Source organism: Streptomyces sp. NBC_00996, assembly GCF_045162675.1.
Classification (GTDB): Bacteria; Actinomycetota; Actinomycetes; order Streptomycetales; family Streptomycetaceae; genus Streptomyces.
On sequence record NZ_CP108723.1, the window covers coordinates 10598959 to 10617273 of the forward strand.

The window sequence follows — 18315 nt, forward strand, 5'->3', positions numbered from 1 at the left end:
CCCGATTCCCGACGGGATCCGGACAGTCGGCGGGGTCCCGCGCTGAGAATCTGACCACCTGTGGAATCTCTACTTCGGTTTTAGAGCGTGGTCCGGAGCATGTCGCGGCCGATGACTCCGCCCGGCGGTACGGGGGTGTCCTCGGTGATGCCCGCCAGGCGCAGCGCGTAGGTCTTGACGACGTCGTTGTGGCCGTCGCGCTTGACCAGAACCGGGTGCCGGTCGGTGGCCTGGTCGAGATTGGTGGTGGTGCGGATTGCTCGCCCTCGGGCGTGGCCTTGGCCCGCTGCCGGATCAGGTCCAGAAACTCGGGGATGGTGCGAGCCTGGCGGACGGGAACGTCATGCGCGCCGTGAGCGGGCGCAGGCCGGCCAGCTCGGCTTCCGACAGCAGCCTGCCGCTCCAGTCGAAGGCGGCCGGGGAAAACCAGTCCCATCCGCCGGAGCCACTGGTGAAACCGCCCAAGCGCCACCAGACCAAGACCGGGCGCAGCTCACCACCCTGCAACGCCGGCAGCGGACCGGCGACGCGGCATAAGGGATTCCCCGGAAGGAGATCGCCTCGCCCCGCGCGACCCCCCTGACCTTGCCGCGGTCCGGTGCTCTTCTTCTCGGGTTCGGGTTGCTTGTGCGAGGGGGAGGGGAGCGGTCGCTGGCAGGTCAGACCGTGGTGCCGAGGCCGCCGTCGACGGGGATGACGGCGCCGGTGACGTAGGCGCCCGCACGGCTGGCCAGATAGACGGCGACGCCCGCCATGTCGTCCGGCCGCCCGATCCGGCGCAGCGGAGCCGCCTCCGCGATCGCCTCGCCCATGGTGTCCAGGGTCGCGGCCATCATCTTCGACTCGAAGGGGCCGGGCGCGATGGCGTTCACCGTGATGCCCTGTGGGCCGAGCTCCTTGGCCAGGACGCGGGTCAGGTGGTGTAGGCCCGCCTTGCTGGCCGCGTAGGAGTAGGCCGAGGCCGGGCTGACGTGCAGGCCGTCGATGGATCCGACGTTGATGATCCGCGCAGGGTCCTCCGTCGACCCGCCGACGCGCAGCTTCGGCAGGAGGGCTTGGGTGAGCAGGAAGGGGCTGCGCAGGTTGAGGTCCATCACCTTGTCCCAGCCGCTGACCGGGAACTCGTCCAGGGGCGCGCCCCAGGTGGCGCCGGCGTTGTTCACCAGGATGTGCAGCCGCTCCTCCCGCTCGCTGATGTCTGCGGCGAGTCGGTGGCACTCCTCTTCGCGGGACAGGTCGGCGGGCAGCGCGACCGCCTGGCCGGGACCGGAAAGTCCGCGCACGGCCTCCTCGCAGGCTTCCGCCTTGCGGGAGCTGATGTAGACCTTGGCTCCCGCTTCGACCAGGCCCCGGGCGATCATCAGGCCGATGCCGCGGGAACCCCCGGTCACTAGGGCGGTTTTGCCGGAGAGGGAGAACAGTGAGATCACGGTGGTCTCCTGAGGGGAAAAGGCCATGGATGACGCCCTCGACGCGGTCGTCGCCGACACGCCAGACACCGTGCTCCAGCGTGCCCTGCTCGCCGGAACTGACCGTGTGTCCGGGTATCCGTCGCTCGCCCCTGCGATCCCCGACCTGGCCCAGGTGACGGAGTGCAGGTACCACGAACGTGGCCAATAACGTTGGTGGCCGGTCGCTGAACCTTCCGCTGCCGGACGTCACGGGCTGCCCACCGAGCACTGGGCCGACGGCACCGCGCTGATCAATCCTGGCTGCGTTCCGACGGGAAGGGTAGGCAGCACGGCGGGGTGGCGTCTGATCTAAGGATCCGGAATTCGCTGAACTGCGCAGGCGCGGCTCGTGCCGCAACGGAGTGGCCCCTCTCCAGATCCATCCGCATTCCGTCACTCGCAACACCGCAATTCGTCGGAGACTGCCTCGGTAGCGCTGATGTCCTGTGCCACTGAACGTTGAGCGTTTGTCACCGAAGATGGACCACTGGGCGGTTCGTGCCCTCGGATCTTGACTGCCCTGCTCAGGACGGCTCCGGGCATCGCGGGCACTGGACTCGAACTGTGCGGCGATGCTGTTCCACATGGAGCCGTCCCGCCACCGTCGGCCTCCCGCCGACCCAGGCCGGCAGCATCCCCGACGAACTGCGGTCATCACGACAGTTGAGGCGCCCCTGCCTGCGGGTTCTTACTGCTGGTGCCACCTGTCGTACTGATCAGAGGGATCGCAGGGCGTCGTTTGCAGGAGGGTGCCGTTTCCGACGCTGGGCGTCGACAGGCAGAGCCCGCTCGACACGTTCTGCCAAACGTCGTACCAGCCTGAGGGCGGCCCATTGGGGTTGTCCGCGAAGAAGACGCGCCATTGCTGGGTGGTCGCGGCCGCGTTGCAGAACGCCATCGTGACCGTTCCCGATCCCGAGGCCGGCGCGGTGATGCATCGTCCCGTGCGTTGGTTGGTGAAGGTGAACAGGCCGGTCTGGGTGTTGAACCCTTCGAGCCACTTCTGCTCGGAACCACCGCTGCACGACCACATCTGGAGCTTCGCGGCGTTCTCAGTGGCATTGTCGAGACAGTGGCTCGAGTTCCAGACGTTGATTGGGCTGAAGCCTGCGGCCTGCGCAGGTGTGCCGGCCACGGCGATGGCCAGCATCGTCAATACCGCGGTGACGAGCGCGAACAGGCTGCGTCGTGTGGACATGAGCTTCTCCCGGTTTCTCACTGGAGACTGGTGGAGAGCCGAACGACATCCGGTAGGTGCGGAGGAAGAGGTCCGAGCGTCGCGAGTCTTGAAGCTGTCTACTGAAGACACCGGCGAAATTCTCCGGTCAGGTGCCGAGGAGTCTCGCAGTTGGGCTTGTTGCCGACAACGGATTTGGGGACCAATGTCTGAATTTCATAGGGGGTTTGATCGCCCATGGGGCAGCTGTCCCTGGAGCCGGCCGTCGTGGTGCATTTGGAATGGGCCACGAGGACGACGCGTTTGCCAGGGACGGGAGTTGAGGTGAGGGTGAGGCCGGCGCGGAGGGCGTTGAGTCCTTGAACCTCGGCGTCGCGTTGGCGCTTCCAGACGCGGACGCAGTTCGTCGGGGATGCTGCCGGCCTGGGTCGGCGGCAGGTCGACGGTGGCGGGACGGCGTTGTGTGGAACAGCATCGCCGCACAGTTCGAGTCCAGTGCCCGCCATGCCCCGGAGCCGTCCAGTGCGAAGTGGACAGCAGCCGGGTCATCGCGCTTGTCCTGTGCCACTGAAGGTTGAGCGTGTGTCATCGAAGTCTGAATGGCCTGTGTCACTCGCGGTCACCGAGGGTCGGTCACGAGTGCCCCCAGGTCGACGACCCGATCGCATCGGGATGCGGCGGCGCTCCGTCGCATCGCCAGGTGCCGGAGCGCCAAGGGCTCATTCCGGCCGCGTCCCGAGGCGCTCGGCCAGGAAGGCGATGATCTCGTTCCGGGCCCGCATGGTGGGGTGACCGTCCTGGTCGACGAGGTGTGCCGTGACGACGCTGTGGGCGCAATCGACGACGTCACGGAAGAAGGGCGGAGGGTTCGTGTTCGCCGTCTCGGCTTTCAGTACGCGGCCGTCGAATGCGTCCCCGAGCAGCGCTCGGTAAGCGGCGAACCGCCGGCCAGTGCACCACCTGTCGTTGTCGAAGCGGTAGGCGAGAACCTTCAATCCGTCTCGCGCTCGGGTCAGGACCGGCAGTCATCCTCATGCCCGAAATGCCGGGTATCAGCCCCGACGTCGCGCGGTTCGCGCGTTGGGTGCGTGATGCCGGCTTCTCCCACGTCGCCGCGGCGCAAGGGTCGGTTCAGCCGGCCTACGAGGCGTCGGTCATCTCGACCCGGCGGCTTGTGATCGCGTCCGGCGGCTCGGTGCTCGACGTCTCGGCCGTTCGCCCGGTGGACGTCCTGATCGTGCCGGGCTTCGAGCTTTCGCCCACGCTCGATCTCGACGCGACACTCGCAAACCTGGGACCGGAAGTAGCTCGATTCGGTCGCAGGCGGCCTCGGGGACAGCTGTCGTATCGATCTGCGTGGGCGCCTTCCTGGTCGCTGAAGCCGGGTTGCTCGGCGGACGCGAAGCGACCACATCCTGGTTGTTCGCGGATCGGTTCGCCCGCCGGTACGCCGACGTGCGCCCCGCCCGGAGAGCTTGGTCGTGACCGACCGAGGGGTGACGACCACAGCGGCCTTCAGTGCCATGTACGACTTCGCGCTGCAGTTCATCCGCGAGCACGACGGTCCCCGCGTCGCCCGTAGCACCGCGCGTATCGCACTCGTTGATGATGCACGTTCCACGCAGGCTCCCTATGTCGACTCGGGGCTCATACCCACTGTGGGCAGGGAGTTCTCACTCAGCGTCAAGCGGTGGCTCGACCAGAACCTCAGTGCTCGCTATGACCTGCCCGCCCTCGCCCAGGAGTTCCACGTAAGCACGAGAACCATGCTCCGTCGCTTCGGCGACGAAGCCGGCGAGACGCCACTCGCGTACCTGCACACGGTGCGGGTGCGTCGAGCCAGACACCTGCTGGAGACGACCGACAGGACCATCGCAAGCATCGCCGCCGACGTCGGGTACCGCGACCCTGGGGCGTTCAGCGGCATCTTTGCCAGGCACACGGGCCGGCGGCCGAGGGAGTACCGCGCGATATTCCATCGTCGCTGCGACCACCACGGGTCAACCCGACGAACGGAGACGTGAGACCCGCCCGCGACGGCAACAGGCCCCCTCAGGTCGGGCCAAGCGTAGGCCTCCGCAAGCTGGACCAGGCGCACCGCGTCCTGCGCGCCCGCCTGGTGGAGGCCGGCGGCGAGGGCGAGACGCTGAACAGCGTCAGAACGATGCTGTGCATGGCCTCCGAGTACGCGGGATCCCGATGACGCACACCGGTGCCTGGCCCGAGGTCCTGCTGGAGGCGACCTCTACCAGGGACGGTCCCCCTTGGGCTACTGCGAGACGCTCTCCCAGAACCTGTGATCTCCGCCCGTGCCCTCCACTCCGGCCTTGCACCCTTGCACCCATCAGCCGGGCCCCGGACGCCACTGACGTCCAGCGTCACTGGGCGACGACCTCCTGCCGGTGCCCACGGCGGAGCCCGCTATGCAGATGGCCCGGATTCCTCCACCACTCCGACATCGGCTGCGGCGCCCCGAAGGCGACGGCGAAACGAGCATCCCTGGCGTCGGGTTCATTCCGGTCGTGTAGATCCTCGGATGGCTGGGTGGCTGTCACGGTGCGCCCGGTCGGCGTCGGCCTGGCAGGTGGGGCACAGTTCAAGACGCCCGTGGCGGGTGATCAAGGTTCCCCAGCCATGGCATTGGTCGCAGTCGGCGGCCAAGGCGGCGTTGGCGTGAGGGATCGAGTCGGGAGCGGGGGTCACTTCGGAGGCCATGTAACTCCTGGGATCGAAACTTAGTTCGCCTACTGGCGTAAAGCCCACTTTAGCCTGCATTTAGCCCGATTGAGTCCGTTTGTGCTTATTTTGCGTCCGTTTTACGCTTGAGTGGCGCATGACATCAGCAGCTTGCCGCCGACAGCACCACGGCTAGGCGACGCGGGCGGACCATGAGGATCGTGCCGTGCGTGACCTCGGCCACTTCCACCAGCCGGCCCGGGCGCGGGGCGTATAGCCCCGAAGTCCTAGCCCAGACACCAGCCGCAAAATAGCGAAGTGATCACGCGCTCACCACCGTGGCGGCCTGCTCGTCGTGTTCACGCAGCATCCGCATGACGGTGGCGGGCGAGGGGTGCTGGCCCTTCTTCGCGCCCGTGGTGATGACGAGCCGCTTGGCGATGTCGCGCAGGCTCATCTCCTGATCGCGCAGGTGAAGGGCCATGGACAGCATGGACTCGTCGGTGACGCCCGCGCCGCCGATGGTCTTGCCGCGCTTGTGGGCGGACTGTTGGCCTTCGCGACAGCCCCTACACCCTGCTGAGCCTCGACGGCGGGGTGAAGCCGGAGATGGTCGCGACCGACAACGCTTCGTATTTAGTTACCTGGACACCTCAGCCTCCGTTGGGAGTTGGGGGCGGCCGTCAAGGCCGTCGGGGGCCGTCGCCTGCAACAAGGTCAACGTGAAGCGGATCGCGAAGCACTGGCCGGACATGCTCCGCGTCGCAGGGTCGCTCATCACGAACCAGGTCCGCCTACGACCCGCTGCGGATGTTCGGCCGCGAGAGGCACCCGACCCCGCTGGGCGCCGCGTTCGCCGAGTACGGGCGGATCGACAAGACCATCACCTGCTCGCTGTCGTCGACCCGGTTGACGACACCTACCGGCGGCTGATGAACCGGCAGCTGACCGTGCAGGAGTCCCGCCACCGGCTGGCCCGCGCGATTTGCCATGGCGGCCGGGGCCAGATCCGCCAGGCGTCCCGCGAGGGACAGGAGGACCAGCTCGCCGCACTCGGCCTGGTCCTCAACGCCGTGGTGCTGTGGAACACCCGCTACCTGGACGCCGCCGTCGCCCAGCTTCGCGCAGAGGGACACGACATCAAGGACGAGGACGTGGCCCGACTCTCCCCGCTCAAGGACCGACACATCAACTTCCTCGGCCGCTACCAGTTCAATATCACCGCCAGCGGCGCCGGCCAGGGACTGCGGCCCTTCCGGGATCCGGACGAGCCCGCGGATATCGACGACAGCGACTGAGAGCTGGGGCCTCGACACCAAGGCCGGCGGCAGAATCCTCGACCGCCTACGCGGACGCAGGCGGCAGCTTCATCGACACCGCGACCACCTATACCGCCAGCAGTTCGGAGACCATCCTTCAGAATCCGGGCGTGCGATGTGAACGCGGCCGGCAACCACCGCAAGAATCTCCGGCAGGCGGTAGAGGTGTCGCTGCGCCGGCTGCGCACCGACCACCTGGACATTCTGCGGGTGCACGCGCGCGAGGTCGGGTAGCCCGAGGGAGTCTTACCCTCGGGCTACCCAACCTCGCGGCCTTGGGCTCAATCGGAGCGCGTGACCGGGGACCGCAGGCCGAGCCACTGCTCGGCGTCCCAGGCATGGAACCGCTCTACCTCGGTGAACCCCAGCTTTGCCGCGAGGCGCATCGAGCCGACGTTGGCGGTCTGGGTGTGGAGTACCACCGGCTCGCCGGGAAGGACGCCGTCGAACCAGTCGAGTGCCGCCGCGCACGCCTCGGCGGCGTACCCGAATCCCCACGCTCGCGGCAGGAACAGGTAGCCGAGATCGGCCTTCCCCGCGGCAGCCGGGCGACGGTGCCCCGTTGCTCTCCTGAGCAGGATCTGGCCGATCATCGCCCCGCCGAGATCAACGACGAAACTCCCGGGCCACCGCTCGGGCGCCCCGGGCATCTCGCGCCCAAGTTCGTCACGCGGTCGGGGGCCGCCGAGGTAGGTGTGCACCTCTGGCGACGCCAGCAGCTCGATGAACGCCGCACGGTCCCGGGCCTCGGGCTCACGGAGCACGAGCCTCTCGGTCCTGATCGGCTCAGGCGGCCAGGCGACGGGCCCCAGGTCTGACATGCGCGCAGGCTAACAGCCCGAGAGACGCTGGAATTAGGTCTCCTCTCGACTGCCGCCCGGCCGGCGCGGCGCGCCAGGCGGTGGCCGAGCCGCCCACTACCGTCGGTCGCCACCTCCTGGGTCAACCAGCCCGGCCTCACCGCCGGGCATCGCCCCGCAAGGGCGCGCCATGCAGCCGGCCGACCGCCGCGCCGCCGTCCAACGCCTCGGCTCGACCGTGATGAGCATGGCTATTTGGCAGCCCCGACGCGTTCGCGTCTGGATGAGGCGGTACTCACGGGGGATAGCCCCGAATGGCCAGAGCACCGAGCCGGTTCACCCCCAGCGCATGCCGAGTGCTCACCGCTCCTCGCCCCGTTCCACCGCGAGCTCGGCTTGACGGACACGGGCACATCCCGACGTGGCCCGGGCACCGTGGCGCCGAGTACGTCGCCGACTGGCCCGACCTGCCCGACTGGCAGAAGGAGACTGACGCCGACATCTTCGAGGCCATCGAAGACGCCTTGAAGTAGCCGGGATTCGCCATGCGTGGGGCCGCTCCGTCAACCATGGCTCGTCGAGGATCCGACAATGCTCACTCCTTACTGGCCGGGCGGGCGCCGTGACGTGTCCGGTGGGCGCGTCCGGCCGGCGCGCTCTTATCGAGTTGCTCGACCGTGTCGTAGTTGCGCCAGCCGGTGAGGCGCCCTTGCGCGTTGTACCTGGCTGACAGGCCGGGAGGATCCATGTGATCTTCGTGTTCCCGGACCAGTTTCTGGGGCAGCATGACGGCTGCTGTGACGCCGTGGGGCGATGACCCGCGGAGCTGGACGCGGATGCCGTGGCGGCCGGAGAGCCGGCCGACGACGAACATGCCCATACGGCGCGCCACCGCGACGTCGACGACCGGCGGGTTCAGGAGCCTCTCGTTGGCCTCCGCCAGGTCCTCGGTGGACATGCCGATGCCGTTGTCCTGGATCTCGACCCTCGCTCCACCGCCGGACAGCAGCAGGCACGTGACGAGCACCTCGGTGTCCGGCGAGGAGAACGTGGTCGCGTTTTCCAGTAGCTCCGCGATGAGATGAACGACGTCGTTCACCGCCCGGCCGTCGACGTCCGCGGTGACCAGTCCGCGCAGTTGCACCCGCTGGTACTGCTCGATCTCGCTGATGGCGGCCCGGAGGACATCCACGAGCCGGACCGGAGCGCTCCAGCGGCGGCCCGCCTTCTCGCCAGCGAGGACGAGTAGGTTCTCACCGTTGCGGCGCATGCGGGTGGCCAGGTGGTCGACCTTGAAGAGGCTGGCGAGCAGGTCGGGGTCCTGTTCGCCGTTCTCCAAGTGGTCGATCAGCTCCAGCTGCCGTTCCACCAGGCTCTGGCTGCGCTGCGAGAGGTTGACGAACGTCGTGTTGATGCGGCCGCGTAGCTGCGCTTGCTCGAACGCCAGCCGTACGGAGTTGCGATGGACGTCGTCGAACGCTCGGGCGACACCACCGATCTCGTCGGTCGAGTCGACGGCCGTGGGCTCGACCTCGATGGGCTTCAGTTGCGCGCCGCTGGGCTCCCGCAGCAACCGGACCACGTCGGGCAGGCGGCGTTGCGCGATATTGAGAGCGGAGGCACGCAGGGTGTGCAGCGGGCCGACGATCGACTGCACCAGGACGTGCGTCACACCGAGCACGAGCAGGAGGATCAACAGCTCGACGAGCGAGGCTGTGAACAGTGCGCGCTCGCCCTGGCGCTGCTCGCGCGAGCTCTCGTCCTCGACCGATCCGACGAGCCGCTGCTCGACCCGTCGCATCAGGTCCAGCTTGCTCGTCATGGTGTCGAACCACGCGTCGGCATCGAGGCTGGGGCGGCTGGAGTCCTGCAGGGCGAGTGTCTGCTTCTGGAACGTGTCGGCCTTGTCGACGTCCCTTCCGATGACGGTGCGCTCGTAGAACTGACGCTGAGCCGACGGCGCACTGGACAGGAACTGGCCGGTCAATGCCTGCTGCTGTCGGCTGGCGAGGGTCACGCTCTGGGCCTCGTCCGAATCGAAGAGTCCCTGGGCCAGTACGCCGCTGAGCAGTGCGCGCTGCTGAGACGCCTTCTCCGTGGCCTGGGCGAAGGTCTCGAGTGTCTCGGCCCTCATGACAAGGGCCTGGTCGGCGATGTCCGGCGCGAGAAGGTGAAGGGCGTCGGTGAGCTCGGTGATCAAGGCCGTGTATGCGTTGACCACGGTCGGCCAGCGCATCGTCGACTGGGCTACCGTGTGGCGCAGTGACGCCACCTTCCGCCCGAAGGCGTTGAGCACCGCGAGCTGGGTGGCCAGGACCGCGTTCGTCCTTCCATGGACACGAGCGGCTTCGCCACGGGCCCGGGCCAGGGCCGCGTCTGCCTTCGAGCGCTGCGTTTCGAGTCGGCTCGTGTCGCCCGTACGCCCGGCCGCGACGTAGAGGGCGGTGAGATCGCGTTCGTCCTCGATCTCCTGCAACAGCACCGTGCCCTTGTCGACGACACGGACGAGCTGACGGGCGTTGTCGATGTCCTGTGCGTTCCGCACGGCGGATTCGACCCGCAGACCGCCCAGTACGAGCGCGGTGATGATCGGGATGACCACCACGGCCAGCAGCTGGGTGCGCACGCTCCAGTTACTCGGGGCGCACCGCCTCAGGTTGCTGTCCCGTTGTCTTTGCACTTGCCCTCGCACCTTCTCCCCGCCATTGAACGTGCGCGATTCAGGGGCGCGTCCACGCGTCGCGGACGCTCCGCTCATCGCGCGAGTGCGCTTGTCGTGTCGTGATGAACGTGACGTCGATGAATGAGGCCATGGCCTCGTGCGTCCTGTGGCAGATGTCTGCGGACGCGAACTACGCGTCAGCCTCGAAGCTGTTCGAGACCTCGACCACTTCCTCGGCGGCGGTCGCTGTGGCGATCCGCTCAGTACCGGGGCTCGGCCGTCCGTCGTCTTTGCCCGGCGGGGTGGGGCCTGGCATCGACGGCGAGGTTGCCCGTTGTCTGTGCAGGCGGCGAGGCCGCCTCGCCGCCGGGGGCCAACCAAACGTGTAGGGGCCTACTGATGACCGTCCGCACGCCGCTCGCCCGCCGAGCTGACGGTCGCGAGGGCAGACAGAATGAGGACGGTCGACGCCGCGCCGGGGTCCTCGTGGCCGATGGTGCGGGCGCCGAGGTAGCTCGCGCGGCCCTTCCGGGCCTGCATGTCGGCGGTCTGCTTCAGGCCCCGCAGAGCGGCGTCGTACGCCGCGCGGGTGGCGTTGGTCAGGTCGCCGCCGGTGTCGATGACGGTCTGGTACGCGGTCACGGCCGGGCTGAGGGCGTCGATCATCGTCTTGTCCCCCTCGAGCGCCGCGCCGATCCGCTGGATGCCGGTGAGGGCAGCCTCCAACGCCGCGCCGAGTTGTGCGGCGGAGACGTCGGGATGCTGGCCCAGGGTGCGCGCGGCCTGCCGGAAGCCGGTGCCGTACAGCGGTCCTGAGGCGCCGCCGGTCTTGCTGATCAATGCCCGGCCGACGGTGGCGAGCACCGCACCCGGGGTGGAGGGGTTGGTCTCGTCCAGCATCGCCACCGCCGCCTGCAGACCACGTCGCATGTTGATGCCGTGGTCGGCGTCGCCGACAGCGGAGTCGAGGCGGGTCAGATGATCGGCGTTGTCGGTCACCGATCGGGCGGCCTCATGGATCCAGGCCCGGAACATGCTTGCGTCCATCGTCGTCCCTCTCCCTCGTACGATCTCGTACGGTCTGGCGTCGACGGCCTCGGCCGCTCAGCATCCCCAGCGCAGCGCGGAGGTCGCGACCGGGGCGTCCCACAGATGAGTGAGCCGTGGCGTGAGCTGGCACACCGTGATCGTGCAGCCGGCCATCTCGAGGCTGGTGACGTAGTTGCCGACCAGGTTGCGGGTGATCCGCACGCGGTGGCCGGCGAGCCACTCGGCAACGGCGGCGTACACCACGTACAGCTCGATCAGCGGGGTGCCGCCCAGGCCGTTGACCATCACGAGCACCTCGCCCGAGAGCGGCATGTCGGCGTGGATGGCATCCAGTGCGATACCCACGAGCTCCCGGGCGGAGGCGAGCCTGCCGCGGGCGCGACCGGGCTCGCCGTGGATGCCGACGCCCAGCTCGACCTCGTCCTCGCCCAGTTCGAAACCGGGTTTGCCGGACGCGGGCACCGTGCACGGCGTGAGCGCGACCCCGAAGGAACGGGATCGGTCGTTGACCTCCTGGCCCAAAGCCGCGGTCGTGCCCAGGTCCGCGCCGAGCTCGGCTGCCGCACCGGCGATCTTCTCCACGAACACCGTCGCTCCGGTGCCCCGTCGGCCCGCGGTCCACGTGCTGTTCTCCACGGCGACGTCGTCGTTGACCAGGACGCCCTCTACCCGCACGCCGTCGTCGGCGGCCAGTTCGGCGGCCATCTGGAAGTTCAGTACGTCGCCGGTGTAGTTCTTCACGATGTGCAGGGCCCCCGCCCCGCTGTCCACGGCTCGTGTGGCGGCGAGGATCTGGTCTGGCACGGGTGAGGTGAACACCTCACCGGGACAGGCCGCGTCGAGCATCCCGTACCCGACGAACCCGCCGTGCAGCGGCTCGTGCCCGGATCCGCCGCCTGACACCAGGCCGACCTTCCCAGGGGTTGGGCCGCCCGCGCGGGCGATATAGCGGTGGGACGTGTCGACCGTCAGCGAGGGGTGCGCGGCGGCCATACCGACGAGGGCATCGGCAAGCACCTCATCGGGCGAGTTGATGAGCTTCTTCACAGTTCGGGTGCCTTCTTCTCAGGGCAGCGACGGCCGGCAGCACTGCTCGACGAGTTGCCAGACCTCTTCGGGGGTTTCGCGGGTGACGGCGACGGCGGCCAGGGAGGCGCAGGTGTCGTGCCGGAGCCGGCGGATGCGGGCCCGGACCTCGTCGAGGGCGGCGGGGCCGACCGAGAGGCTGTCGCAGCCGAGGCCGATGAGGAGGGGAGTCACGAGGGGGTGTGCGGCGGCGTCACCGCAGACGGAGACCTGGCGATCGTGACGGTGGGCGGCGGTGACGACGCGGGAGATGGCGTCGAGTACGGCGGGATGTGCCGCCATGGCCGGGGTGGCTGCTGGGTCACGGCGGTCCAGGCCCAGGATCTGGCAGGTGAGGTCGTTGCTGCCGATGGAGAAGAAGGAGGCTTCGCGGGCGAGGTCGTCGGCCGCGGCGACCGCTTCGGGGAGTTCCACCATGATGCCCAGGGGTGGCATCGGGACGTCGGCTTCGGTGGCTGCGGCCTCAAGGAGGCGTCGGCAGGCGCGTAGTTCGTCGACGCTCGCGACCATGGGGATCAGGATGCGCAGGTCGGTGTCGGCTCCGGCGCTGAGCAGGCTGCTGAACTGGTCGGCGAAGGCGTCCGGTTGAGCGAGCATGAGGGGGAGGCCACGCCCGAGCCGCGCGCCCTGGAGGCGGGCGAGGAACGGCGGCAGTTTGTCGTCGGCGAAGTCGAGCGTGCGGGCCGTGACGACCTGTCCGGTGAGAGCGCGCAGGACGGGGACGAGGGTGGCCGCGTGCTGTTCGCGGGTGGGCCAGGCGGGATGGTTGAGGAAGGGCAGCTCGGTGCGGAGCAGGCCGACACCTTCGGCGCCCGTGGCCAGGGCCGCGCGGGCCTCGGCCGGGGTGGCTACGTTGGCCCGCAGAACGATGCGGTGCTGGTCGAGTGTCTCGGCGGGCAGGTGGCGCTCTTCGGCGAGGGCGAGTCTGCGAGCTCGGGCGGTCTCCATTGCTTCCAGGGCCCTGGTGCGTTCCTCGTCGTCGGGGTGGGCGACCGCGCGGGCCTGGTCGGCGTCGACCAGGATCTCCTGCCCGTCCGGCAGTTCGAGCAGCTGGGGGTCGACGGCCAGGAGGAAGGGGATGCCAAGCGAGCGGGCGACGATCGCGGCGTGGGAATTCGGGCCGCCGGTCACGGAGATGGCTGCTGTCACGGTCTGGCCGGGTTCCAGCAGGTCGGCGGCGCCGATCTCGTGGGCGACCAGGACGAGGGGCTGGTCGGGGGCGGGGCCCGTGTCGCCGTGGAGGTGGGCCAGGACGCGGCGGCCGACCTGTCGGACGTCCGCGGCGCGTTCGGCGAGGGTGGGATCGTCCAGGGCGGCGATGGTTCCGGCGTAGGTGTCGACGGCCTGCCGGACGGCGACGGGTACTGGCTGGCCGTCGTTCGCCCGCTTGATGGCCTGGTCGCGCAGATCCTGGTCCTGGGCGATGTAGCTGTTGACTTCCATGATGTCGGCCTGTTCGTCCTTGCCCTGCTCGCGCAGCGAGGTGGACAGGTCGAGCAGGCGGGCGGCGATGGCGTCGAAGGCGTCGGTGATCTGCTGCGTGGGGTCGCCGCTGGTGCGGTGGGGCAGCGCCGTTCGGGTGGGTGGCCGGTCGGTGCGGTGGACGACGCCGAGGGCTATGCCGGGTGCGGCGGTGTGCCCGGTGTAGGTGCGGCGGTCGGTCATCGGGCCCCCAGCGTCTCGGCGAGGGCGCGGAAGACGAGGGCGGTGGAGGTGGCGCCCGGGTCCTGGTGGCCGATGCTGCGGGCGCCGAGGTAGGAGGCGCGGCCCTTGCGGGCCTGCATCGGTGTGGTGGCGCGCATGCCCTCTTCGGCGGCGTCGGCGGCGGCCACGGCCGCGGCGGCCAAGTCGGCTCCGGCGTCGGCCTGTTGCTGGAAGGCCGCCAGAGCGGGGGCGTAGGCGTCGATCATGGTCTTGTCGCCGGGTGCGGCCGCGCCGAGCTTCTGGATGCTTGAGAGGCCGGCGGCCAGTGCGGCGGCGAGCTGCTGTGTGTCGGCGGTGGGGGTGTCCAGGGCCTTGCCGATGGCGCGGAAGGCGCCGCCGTAGAGCGGTCCGGAGGCGCCGCCGACGGTGGAGATGAGGGTGGTGCCGGTCTTGACCAGTACGGCCCCGACGGTATCCGGCTCGTAGTCGGCCAAGGCCGTGACGGCGGCGGAGAAGCCGCGGTGCATGTTGGTGCCGTGGTCGGCGTCGCCGATGGCCGAGTCGAGCTGGGTGAGGTGGTCCTTGTGCTTGTCCACGGCGGCTGCGATGGCCTGCACCCACGTGCGGGCGAGGTCGGTGTCCACGGAGTCTCCGTTCGTGGTCGGTACGGGGTTGGTTGGCGGTGGGATGAGCCGGGGGCGGGGGCGACGGCGTGAGGGGTGCGGTCCGGGCAGGCTGGCAGCGGGAAGGCACCGGCCCGGCCCTCGCGTGTTGCGCGGCCCCGCCCCCGGCTCGGTTCAGATGCCCCAGCGCAGGGCCGGGGTGTTCACGGGCGCGTCCCACAGGGACAGCATGTCGGCATCGGCCTTGCACACGGTGAGGGAAACACCCGCCATGTCCAGGCTGGTCACGTAGTTGCCGACGAGGTTGCGGGCGATGACCACGCCCTTGTCCGCGAGTGCGGCGGCAACCTCGTTGAAGACCACGTACAACTCGATGAGCGGGGTGCCGCCCAGGCCGTTGACCATGACGACGGTCTCGTCACCGGCGTCGAGGGGCTGGTCGGCGAGGATGGCGTCCAGGGCGGTGGCCACGATCTCCTTGGCCGGGCGGAGCTTTTCCCTGCTGCGGCCGGGTTCGCCGTGGATGCCGACGCCGACCTCTATCTCGTCCTCGGTCAGGTCGAAGCCGGGCTTGCCGGAGGCGGGCGCGGTACAGGCGGTCAGCGCGACGGCGAAGGACCGGGAAGCGGCGTTCACGCGCTTGGCCATCTCCGCCACGGCGGCGAGGTCGGCGCCCTGCTCGGCGAGAGCGCCGGCGATCTTCTCGACGAAGACGGTGGCTCCGGTGCCGCGGCGCCCGGCTGTCCAGGTGGAGTCCTGGACGGCGACGTCGTCGTCGACCAGGACGGTCTCCACCGTGATGCCCTCTTCGGCGGCCAGTTCGGCGGCCATCTGGAAGTTGAGGACGTCGCCGGTGTAGTTCTTCACGATGAACAGCACGCCCGCGCCGCCGTCCACGGCCTGGGCCGCGGCCAGCATCTGACCGGGCACGGGCGAGGTGAACACCTCGCCGGGGCAGGCGGCGTCGAGCATGCCCCGTCCCACGAAGCCGCCGTGCAGAGGCTCGTGCCCGGAACCGCCGCCGGAGACGAGGGCGACCTTGCCCGGCTTGGTACCCGCGGCGCGGGCGATCACCTTGTTCTCCGCGTCGACCTTCAGTCCGGTGTGGGCGGCGGCGATCCCGGACAGCGCCTCGGCCAGCACCGTTTCAGGGGCGTTGATCAGCTTCTTCATGACAGGGCTCCTTCAGCGGCGGCGACCGGCTCGGTCGTCGTCTCGGTGGCGGTGGCAATGCCACGGCGGGCGTTCAGGGCGACGTACAGGAATCCGGCGACGACCGCGCCTACGACGTCGCCGATCAGGTAGACCGGCAGCTGGTTCCAGTGGACCGTGCCGTTGAACAACTGGCCGACCAGCATGGGGCCGACGACGCGGGCCGGGTTGATCGCGGAGCTGGTGGCGGGTCCGACGACCATGATGATGGCGAACACCGCCAGGCCGATGGCGAGCCCGGCGAAGCCGCCGGCCGAGCGGTGGTCGATGGCGCCGAAGACGACGAAGGCGAGGATGGCCGTGCCGACAGCTTCGGCGAAGAAGGCTTGGCCGGCACTGACCTGAGGGCCGTAGGAGGCGATACCCAGACCGAGGTCTACAGCCTTGTGGCCGAGCACCCCGATGATTGCCAGGGCCCCCAGGGCCGCACCGGCGACCTGGGCGGTGATGTAGCCGGGGACGTCCCGCCAGGGCATCTTCTTCGTGGCGGCGAGCGCGAGGGTGACGGCCGGGTTGATCTGGCAGCCGGAGATGTGGCCGATCGCGTAGATCATCGCGATGACCACGGTGGCGAACGCCAGCGAGATCATGCCCAGATCGGCGAAGGTGAAGGGGGCCTTGCCGTTGACGATGAGGGTTGCAGGGACCGAACCGACGCCGATGAACACCAGCATCGCGGTGCCCAGCATTTCGGCGAGCAATTTCTGAGGGTAAGTGTTCTCTTCCATGATGGCGCCCAGTGCCGAGCGGCAGCTTGGGCGTCTCACCTCCTCCGCATGCGAGCGGGTTGTGAAGGGAGGTGGCCGCCAGGTGGTCAGGGGTCGGGCAACCTGGCGGCCCGGCTCAGGGGAAACCGGGCAGCTTTAAGTATCCGGCTGTAGGCAGTTCACTATGGATGAACGCTGTTCCGGAAGTTAAGCCCGCGTTTCCTACCTGTCAAGAGGTTCGACAGCCATCGCGATCCTTCGGCAAGGAGAAGGCCCCTCGGCGCGCCGAGGGGCCTGGATCAGAGGGCGGGGTGAGGGAAGGAGGGCAGCCGCTGCCGGGCTGCGCGGGCAGGTCAGGTCATCGTGGCGCGTGCGGCCGTCCCGCGGGGAGCGCCCAGGTCGCGGGAGAGGTTGCGGGCGGTCTCCCGGACTGCGACCGCAAGCTCCTGACGTGCTGATTCGGCCAGCAGCCGCTCGACGGGGCCGACGATGCCGAGAGCGCCGACCACCTCACCGGAGCGGTCGAAGACGGGAGATGCGATACCCGCGTCCCCGATGGCTGACTCCTGGTCCTCGATCGCATAACCCGTCCTGAGGAACTCCTTCAGCTGGCCCGCCAGCTCCTCCGGGTCGGTGATGCTGGCGCCGGTGAGCACCGACAGCTCACCCGCGAGCAGCCGCTCGCGCTCGCCGGCGGGAACGAAGGCCACGATGGCCTTGCCCAGGGCGCAGGTGCTCCACGGGATGCTGGCGCCCACCTCGAGGATCTGCACGGCCCCCTCGGGCCGGAAGGCATGGTGCACCACCAGCACGTGGTCGCCGGTGAGCACGGCCACCCACACCGCCTCGTTCGTCCGGTTCGCGAGTTGGTCCGCCCAGGTCAGCGAACGGGTCCGCAGTTCCTGGGTGTCCAGGTAGGCGTTGCCCAGCTGTACCAGGTCAGGGCCCAGCTGGTACTTCGAGCTGTCCCGGTCCTGCACCACCAGCCCCTCGGCCTCCAGCGTGCGCAACAGCGCATGCACGGTCGGCTTGGCCACGCCCAGGCGGTCGGCCAGCTCGGTCACTCCGAGCCGGGGTCCGGTGGACGCGAGCTCCCGCAGTATCTGCACCGCCCGCTGCACCGCCTGCACCATAGAAAATTTCTCCCTCATTCAGTATTGATGAATAGCGTTCCGAGATTTAACGTAGCTGTTCATGAGAACACCTGTCGGCATAGTACTCGTGTCCCACAGCGCCGAGCTGGTCGCCGGCCTTCGCCTGCTGGTGGAGCAGATCGGCTCCGACACGGTCCCCCTTGCCACCGCCGGAGGCACCGACGACGGCCGGATCGGCACCAGCTATGACCTCGTCCTCGCCGCCATCCGGCACGCCGACCGCGGCACGGGCGTCGTCGTCCTGCCCGACCTCGGCAGCTCCGTCCTGACCGCCCGCACCGTCCTGGAAGACCATCCCCACCCCGAGGTGCTGATCGTCGATGCCCCCTTCGTCGAAGGAGCCGTCGCAGCCGTCGTCACCGCCGCATCCGGCGCCGACCTGAAGACCGTCGCCAACGCCGCCAAGGAGGCCCGCCATGTCCACAAGCTCTGACCCCACCACCACGACCGCCACGACCACGTCCAAGCACGAGACCGCCGTCGTCCTGCCCGCCAACCTGCACGCCCGCCCTGCAGGCCAACTCGCCCGCACCGCAGCCGGATTCACCAGCGCCATACAGCTGGAGTACGCCGACCGGACAGTCAATCCGACCGGTGTCCTCGCCGTGATGGGCCTGGGCGCCACCGCCGGAAGCACCGTGACTGTCCGCGCTGAAGGCCGCGACGCCGAACAGGCCGTCACGGCGTTGGCCCGGATCCTCGCCACCGCCGAGTAACCCGACCGCCGCCACCGGCACCGAACCAGCCGGCGCTT

At 69.1% G+C, this 18315-nt stretch carries 22 protein-coding genes and 1 pseudogene; 8 read left to right on the forward strand and 15 right to left on the reverse strand.

Annotated elements, in window-relative coordinates; all coding sequences use genetic code 11:
- Positions 1-80: 80 nt before the first annotated feature.
- Together OG390_RS49115 and OG390_RS49120 are read right to left on the reverse strand one after the other, a co-directional pair.
- Positions 81-257, reverse strand: a complete 177-nt coding sequence (locus OG390_RS49115) for an amidohydrolase family protein (protein WP_406178327.1) — start codon at positions 255-257, stop codon at positions 81-83.
- A 402-nt stretch (positions 258-659) separates the two neighbouring features.
- On the reverse strand, positions 660-1457 hold the full coding sequence (locus tag OG390_RS49120) for an SDR family oxidoreductase (protein ID WP_406177230.1): 798 nt from the start codon (positions 1455-1457) through the stop codon (positions 660-662).
- On the opposite strand from OG390_RS49120, the gene OG390_RS49125 reads away from it, so the two are divergent.
- Positions 1456-1620, forward strand: a complete 165-nt coding sequence (locus OG390_RS49125) for a hypothetical protein (RefSeq protein WP_406177232.1) — start codon at positions 1456-1458, stop codon at positions 1618-1620. The two genes, OG390_RS49120 and OG390_RS49125, sit on opposite strands and share 2 nt — an antisense overlap.
- Positions 1621-2139: 519 nt before the next feature.
- On the opposite strand, the gene OG390_RS49130 is transcribed toward OG390_RS49125, so the two are convergent.
- Both OG390_RS49130 and OG390_RS49135 read right to left on the reverse strand, forming a co-directional pair.
- Positions 2140-2649 carry an RICIN domain-containing protein gene (locus OG390_RS49130; protein ID WP_406177234.1) on the reverse strand — a complete coding sequence of 170 codons (510 nt, stop codon included), beginning with the start codon at positions 2647-2649 and terminating at the stop codon, positions 2140-2142.
- A gap of 698 nt (positions 2650-3347) precedes the next feature.
- Positions 3348-3623 carry a hypothetical protein gene (locus OG390_RS49135; RefSeq protein WP_406177236.1) on the reverse strand — a complete coding sequence of 92 codons (276 nt, stop codon included), beginning with the start codon at positions 3621-3623 and terminating at the stop codon, positions 3348-3350.
- A gap of 486 nt (positions 3624-4109) precedes the next feature.
- Between OG390_RS49135 and OG390_RS49140 the strand changes: the two genes are divergently transcribed.
- Together OG390_RS49140 and OG390_RS49145 are read left to right on the forward strand one after the other, a co-directional pair.
- Positions 4110-4652, forward strand: coding sequence for a helix-turn-helix domain-containing protein (locus OG390_RS49140; RefSeq protein ID WP_406177238.1), 543 nt, complete (start codon positions 4110-4112; stop codon positions 4650-4652).
- Positions 4649-4831 (forward strand): hypothetical protein, encoded by a 183-nt coding sequence (locus tag OG390_RS49145; protein ID WP_406177239.1) that lies wholly within the window; start codon positions 4649-4651, stop codon positions 4829-4831. The genes OG390_RS49140 and OG390_RS49145 overlap by 4 nt, the downstream gene beginning before the upstream one ends.
- A gap of 795 nt (positions 4832-5626) precedes the next feature.
- On the opposite strand, the gene OG390_RS49150 is transcribed toward OG390_RS49145, so the two are convergent.
- Positions 5627-5797: a hypothetical protein gene (locus tag OG390_RS49150; protein ID WP_406177240.1), complete on the reverse strand. Its 171-nt coding sequence runs from the start codon at positions 5795-5797 to the stop codon at positions 5627-5629.
- A gap of 259 nt (positions 5798-6056) precedes the next feature.
- Between OG390_RS49150 and OG390_RS49155 the strand changes: the two genes are divergently transcribed.
- Positions 6057-6602: a Tn3 family transposase gene (locus OG390_RS49155; protein ID WP_406178329.1), complete on the forward strand. Its 546-nt coding sequence runs from the start codon at positions 6057-6059 to the stop codon at positions 6600-6602.
- Positions 6565-6848 (forward strand): annotated as a pseudogene (locus tag OG390_RS49160) (aldo/keto reductase); the annotation flags it as partial. The gene OG390_RS49155 and the pseudogene OG390_RS49160, both read left to right, overlap by 38 nt.
- Positions 6849-6904: 56 nt before the next feature.
- Here the strand turns inward: OG390_RS49160 and OG390_RS49165 are convergent.
- The gene (locus OG390_RS49165; RefSeq protein ID WP_406177242.1) at positions 6905-7444 is read right to left on the reverse strand and encodes a GNAT family N-acetyltransferase; all 540 of its coding nucleotides are present in this window, start codon (positions 7442-7444) and stop codon (positions 6905-6907) included.
- Positions 7445-7737: 293 nt separating this feature from the next.
- On the opposite strand from OG390_RS49165, the gene OG390_RS49170 reads away from it, so the two are divergent.
- Positions 7738-7956, forward strand: coding sequence for a hypothetical protein (locus tag OG390_RS49170; RefSeq protein ID WP_406178412.1), 219 nt, complete (start codon positions 7738-7740; stop codon positions 7954-7956).
- Positions 7957-8018: 62 nt separating this feature from the next.
- Here OG390_RS49170 and OG390_RS49175 read toward each other — a convergent pair whose 3' ends face one another.
- From OG390_RS49175 to OG390_RS49215, 9 genes are all read right to left on the reverse strand, one after another.
- The gene (locus OG390_RS49175; RefSeq protein ID WP_406177244.1) at positions 8019-10049 is read right to left on the reverse strand and encodes a nitrate- and nitrite sensing domain-containing protein; all 2031 of its coding nucleotides are present in this window, start codon (positions 10047-10049) and stop codon (positions 8019-8021) included.
- Positions 10050-10275: 226 nt separating this feature from the next.
- A complete protein-coding gene (locus tag OG390_RS49180) occupies positions 10276-10401 on the reverse strand; it encodes a hypothetical protein (protein WP_406177246.1) in 126 nt (41 codons plus the stop codon).
- Positions 10402-10478: 77 nt separating this feature from the next.
- Entirely contained in the window at positions 10479-11132 is a 654-nt protein-coding gene (gene dhaL, locus OG390_RS49185) for a dihydroxyacetone kinase subunit DhaL (RefSeq protein WP_406177248.1), read from the reverse strand.
- A gap of 57 nt (positions 11133-11189) precedes the next feature.
- Entirely contained in the window at positions 11190-12182 is a 993-nt protein-coding gene (gene dhaK, locus OG390_RS49190) for a dihydroxyacetone kinase subunit DhaK (RefSeq protein WP_406177250.1), read from the reverse strand.
- 18 nt (positions 12183-12200) lie between these two features.
- Positions 12201-13886: a phosphoenolpyruvate--protein phosphotransferase gene (locus tag OG390_RS49195; protein WP_406177251.1), complete on the reverse strand. Its 1686-nt coding sequence runs from the start codon at positions 13884-13886 to the stop codon at positions 12201-12203.
- Positions 13883-14509, reverse strand: coding sequence for a dihydroxyacetone kinase subunit DhaL (gene dhaL, locus OG390_RS49200; protein ID WP_406177252.1), 627 nt, complete (start codon positions 14507-14509; stop codon positions 13883-13885). The genes OG390_RS49195 and dhaL (OG390_RS49200) overlap by 4 nt, the downstream gene beginning before the upstream one ends.
- Before the next feature lie 153 nt (positions 14510-14662).
- On the reverse strand, positions 14663-15661 hold the full coding sequence (gene dhaK, locus OG390_RS49205; protein ID WP_406177253.1) for a dihydroxyacetone kinase subunit DhaK: 999 nt from the start codon (positions 15659-15661) through the stop codon (positions 14663-14665).
- A complete protein-coding gene (locus OG390_RS49210; RefSeq protein ID WP_406177255.1) occupies positions 15658-16428 on the reverse strand; it encodes an MIP/aquaporin family protein in 771 nt (256 codons plus the stop codon). Before OG390_RS49210 ends, dhaK (OG390_RS49205) begins: the two co-directional genes overlap by 4 nt.
- Positions 16429-16760: 332 nt before the next feature.
- Entirely contained in the window at positions 16761-17540 is a 780-nt protein-coding gene (locus OG390_RS49215) for an IclR family transcriptional regulator (protein WP_406177257.1), read from the reverse strand.
- Between the two features lie 61 nt (positions 17541-17601).
- On the opposite strand from OG390_RS49215, the gene dhaM reads away from it, so the two are divergent.
- Complete coding sequence (gene dhaM, locus OG390_RS49220) at positions 17602-17994, forward strand: dihydroxyacetone kinase phosphoryl donor subunit DhaM (RefSeq protein WP_406177258.1); 393 nt, start codon at positions 17602-17604, stop codon at positions 17992-17994.
- The gene (locus OG390_RS49225) at positions 17978-18277 is read left to right on the forward strand and encodes an HPr family phosphocarrier protein (protein ID WP_406177260.1); all 300 of its coding nucleotides are present in this window, start codon (positions 17978-17980) and stop codon (positions 18275-18277) included. Before dhaM ends, OG390_RS49225 begins: the two co-directional genes overlap by 17 nt.
- Positions 18278-18315: the final 38 nt, after the last annotated feature.

Bases quoted from the DNA above. Each gene is read 5' to 3' on its own strand.
- OG390_RS49125 (WP_406177232.1), top strand. From the start codon at position 1,456: ATGGATGACGCCCTCGACGCGGTCGTCGCCGACACGCCAGACACCGTG.
- OG390_RS49120 (WP_406177230.1), bottom strand. From the start codon at position 1,457: ATGGCCTTTTCCCCTCAGGAGACCACCGTGATCTCACTGTTCTCCCTC.
- OG390_RS49130 (WP_406177234.1), bottom strand. From the start codon at position 2,649: ATGTCCACACGACGCAGCCTGTTCGCGCTCGTCACCGCGGTATTGACG.
- OG390_RS49150 (WP_406177240.1), bottom strand. From the start codon at position 5,797: ATGCTGTCCATGGCCCTTCACCTGCGCGATCAGGAGATGAGCCTGCGC.
- OG390_RS49155 (WP_406178329.1), top strand. From the start codon at position 6,057: ATGCTCCGCGTCGCAGGGTCGCTCATCACGAACCAGGTCCGCCTACGA.
- OG390_RS49165 (WP_406177242.1), bottom strand. From the start codon at position 7,444: ATGTCAGACCTGGGGCCCGTCGCCTGGCCGCCTGAGCCGATCAGGACC.
- OG390_RS49170 (WP_406178412.1), top strand. From the start codon at position 7,738: ATGGCCAGAGCACCGAGCCGGTTCACCCCCAGCGCATGCCGAGTGCTC.
- OG390_RS49180 (WP_406177246.1), bottom strand. From the start codon at position 10,401: ATGCCAGGCCCCACCCCGCCGGGCAAAGACGACGGACGGCCGAGCCCC.
- dhaL (WP_406177248.1), bottom strand. From the start codon at position 11,132: ATGGACGCAAGCATGTTCCGGGCCTGGATCCATGAGGCCGCCCGATCG.
- OG390_RS49195 (WP_406177251.1), bottom strand. From the start codon at position 13,886: ATGACCGACCGCCGCACCTACACCGGGCACACCGCCGCACCCGGCATA.
- dhaK (WP_406177253.1), bottom strand. From the start codon at position 15,661: ATGAAGAAGCTGATCAACGCCCCTGAAACGGTGCTGGCCGAGGCGCTG.
- OG390_RS49210 (WP_406177255.1), bottom strand. From the start codon at position 16,428: ATGGAAGAGAACACTTACCCTCAGAAATTGCTCGCCGAAATGCTGGGC.
- OG390_RS49215 (WP_406177257.1), bottom strand. From the start codon at position 17,540: ATGGTGCAGGCGGTGCAGCGGGCGGTGCAGATACTGCGGGAGCTCGCG.
- dhaM (WP_406177258.1), top strand. From the start codon at position 17,602: ATGAGAACACCTGTCGGCATAGTACTCGTGTCCCACAGCGCCGAGCTG.
- OG390_RS49225 (WP_406177260.1), top strand. From the start codon at position 17,978: ATGTCCACAAGCTCTGACCCCACCACCACGACCGCCACGACCACGTCC.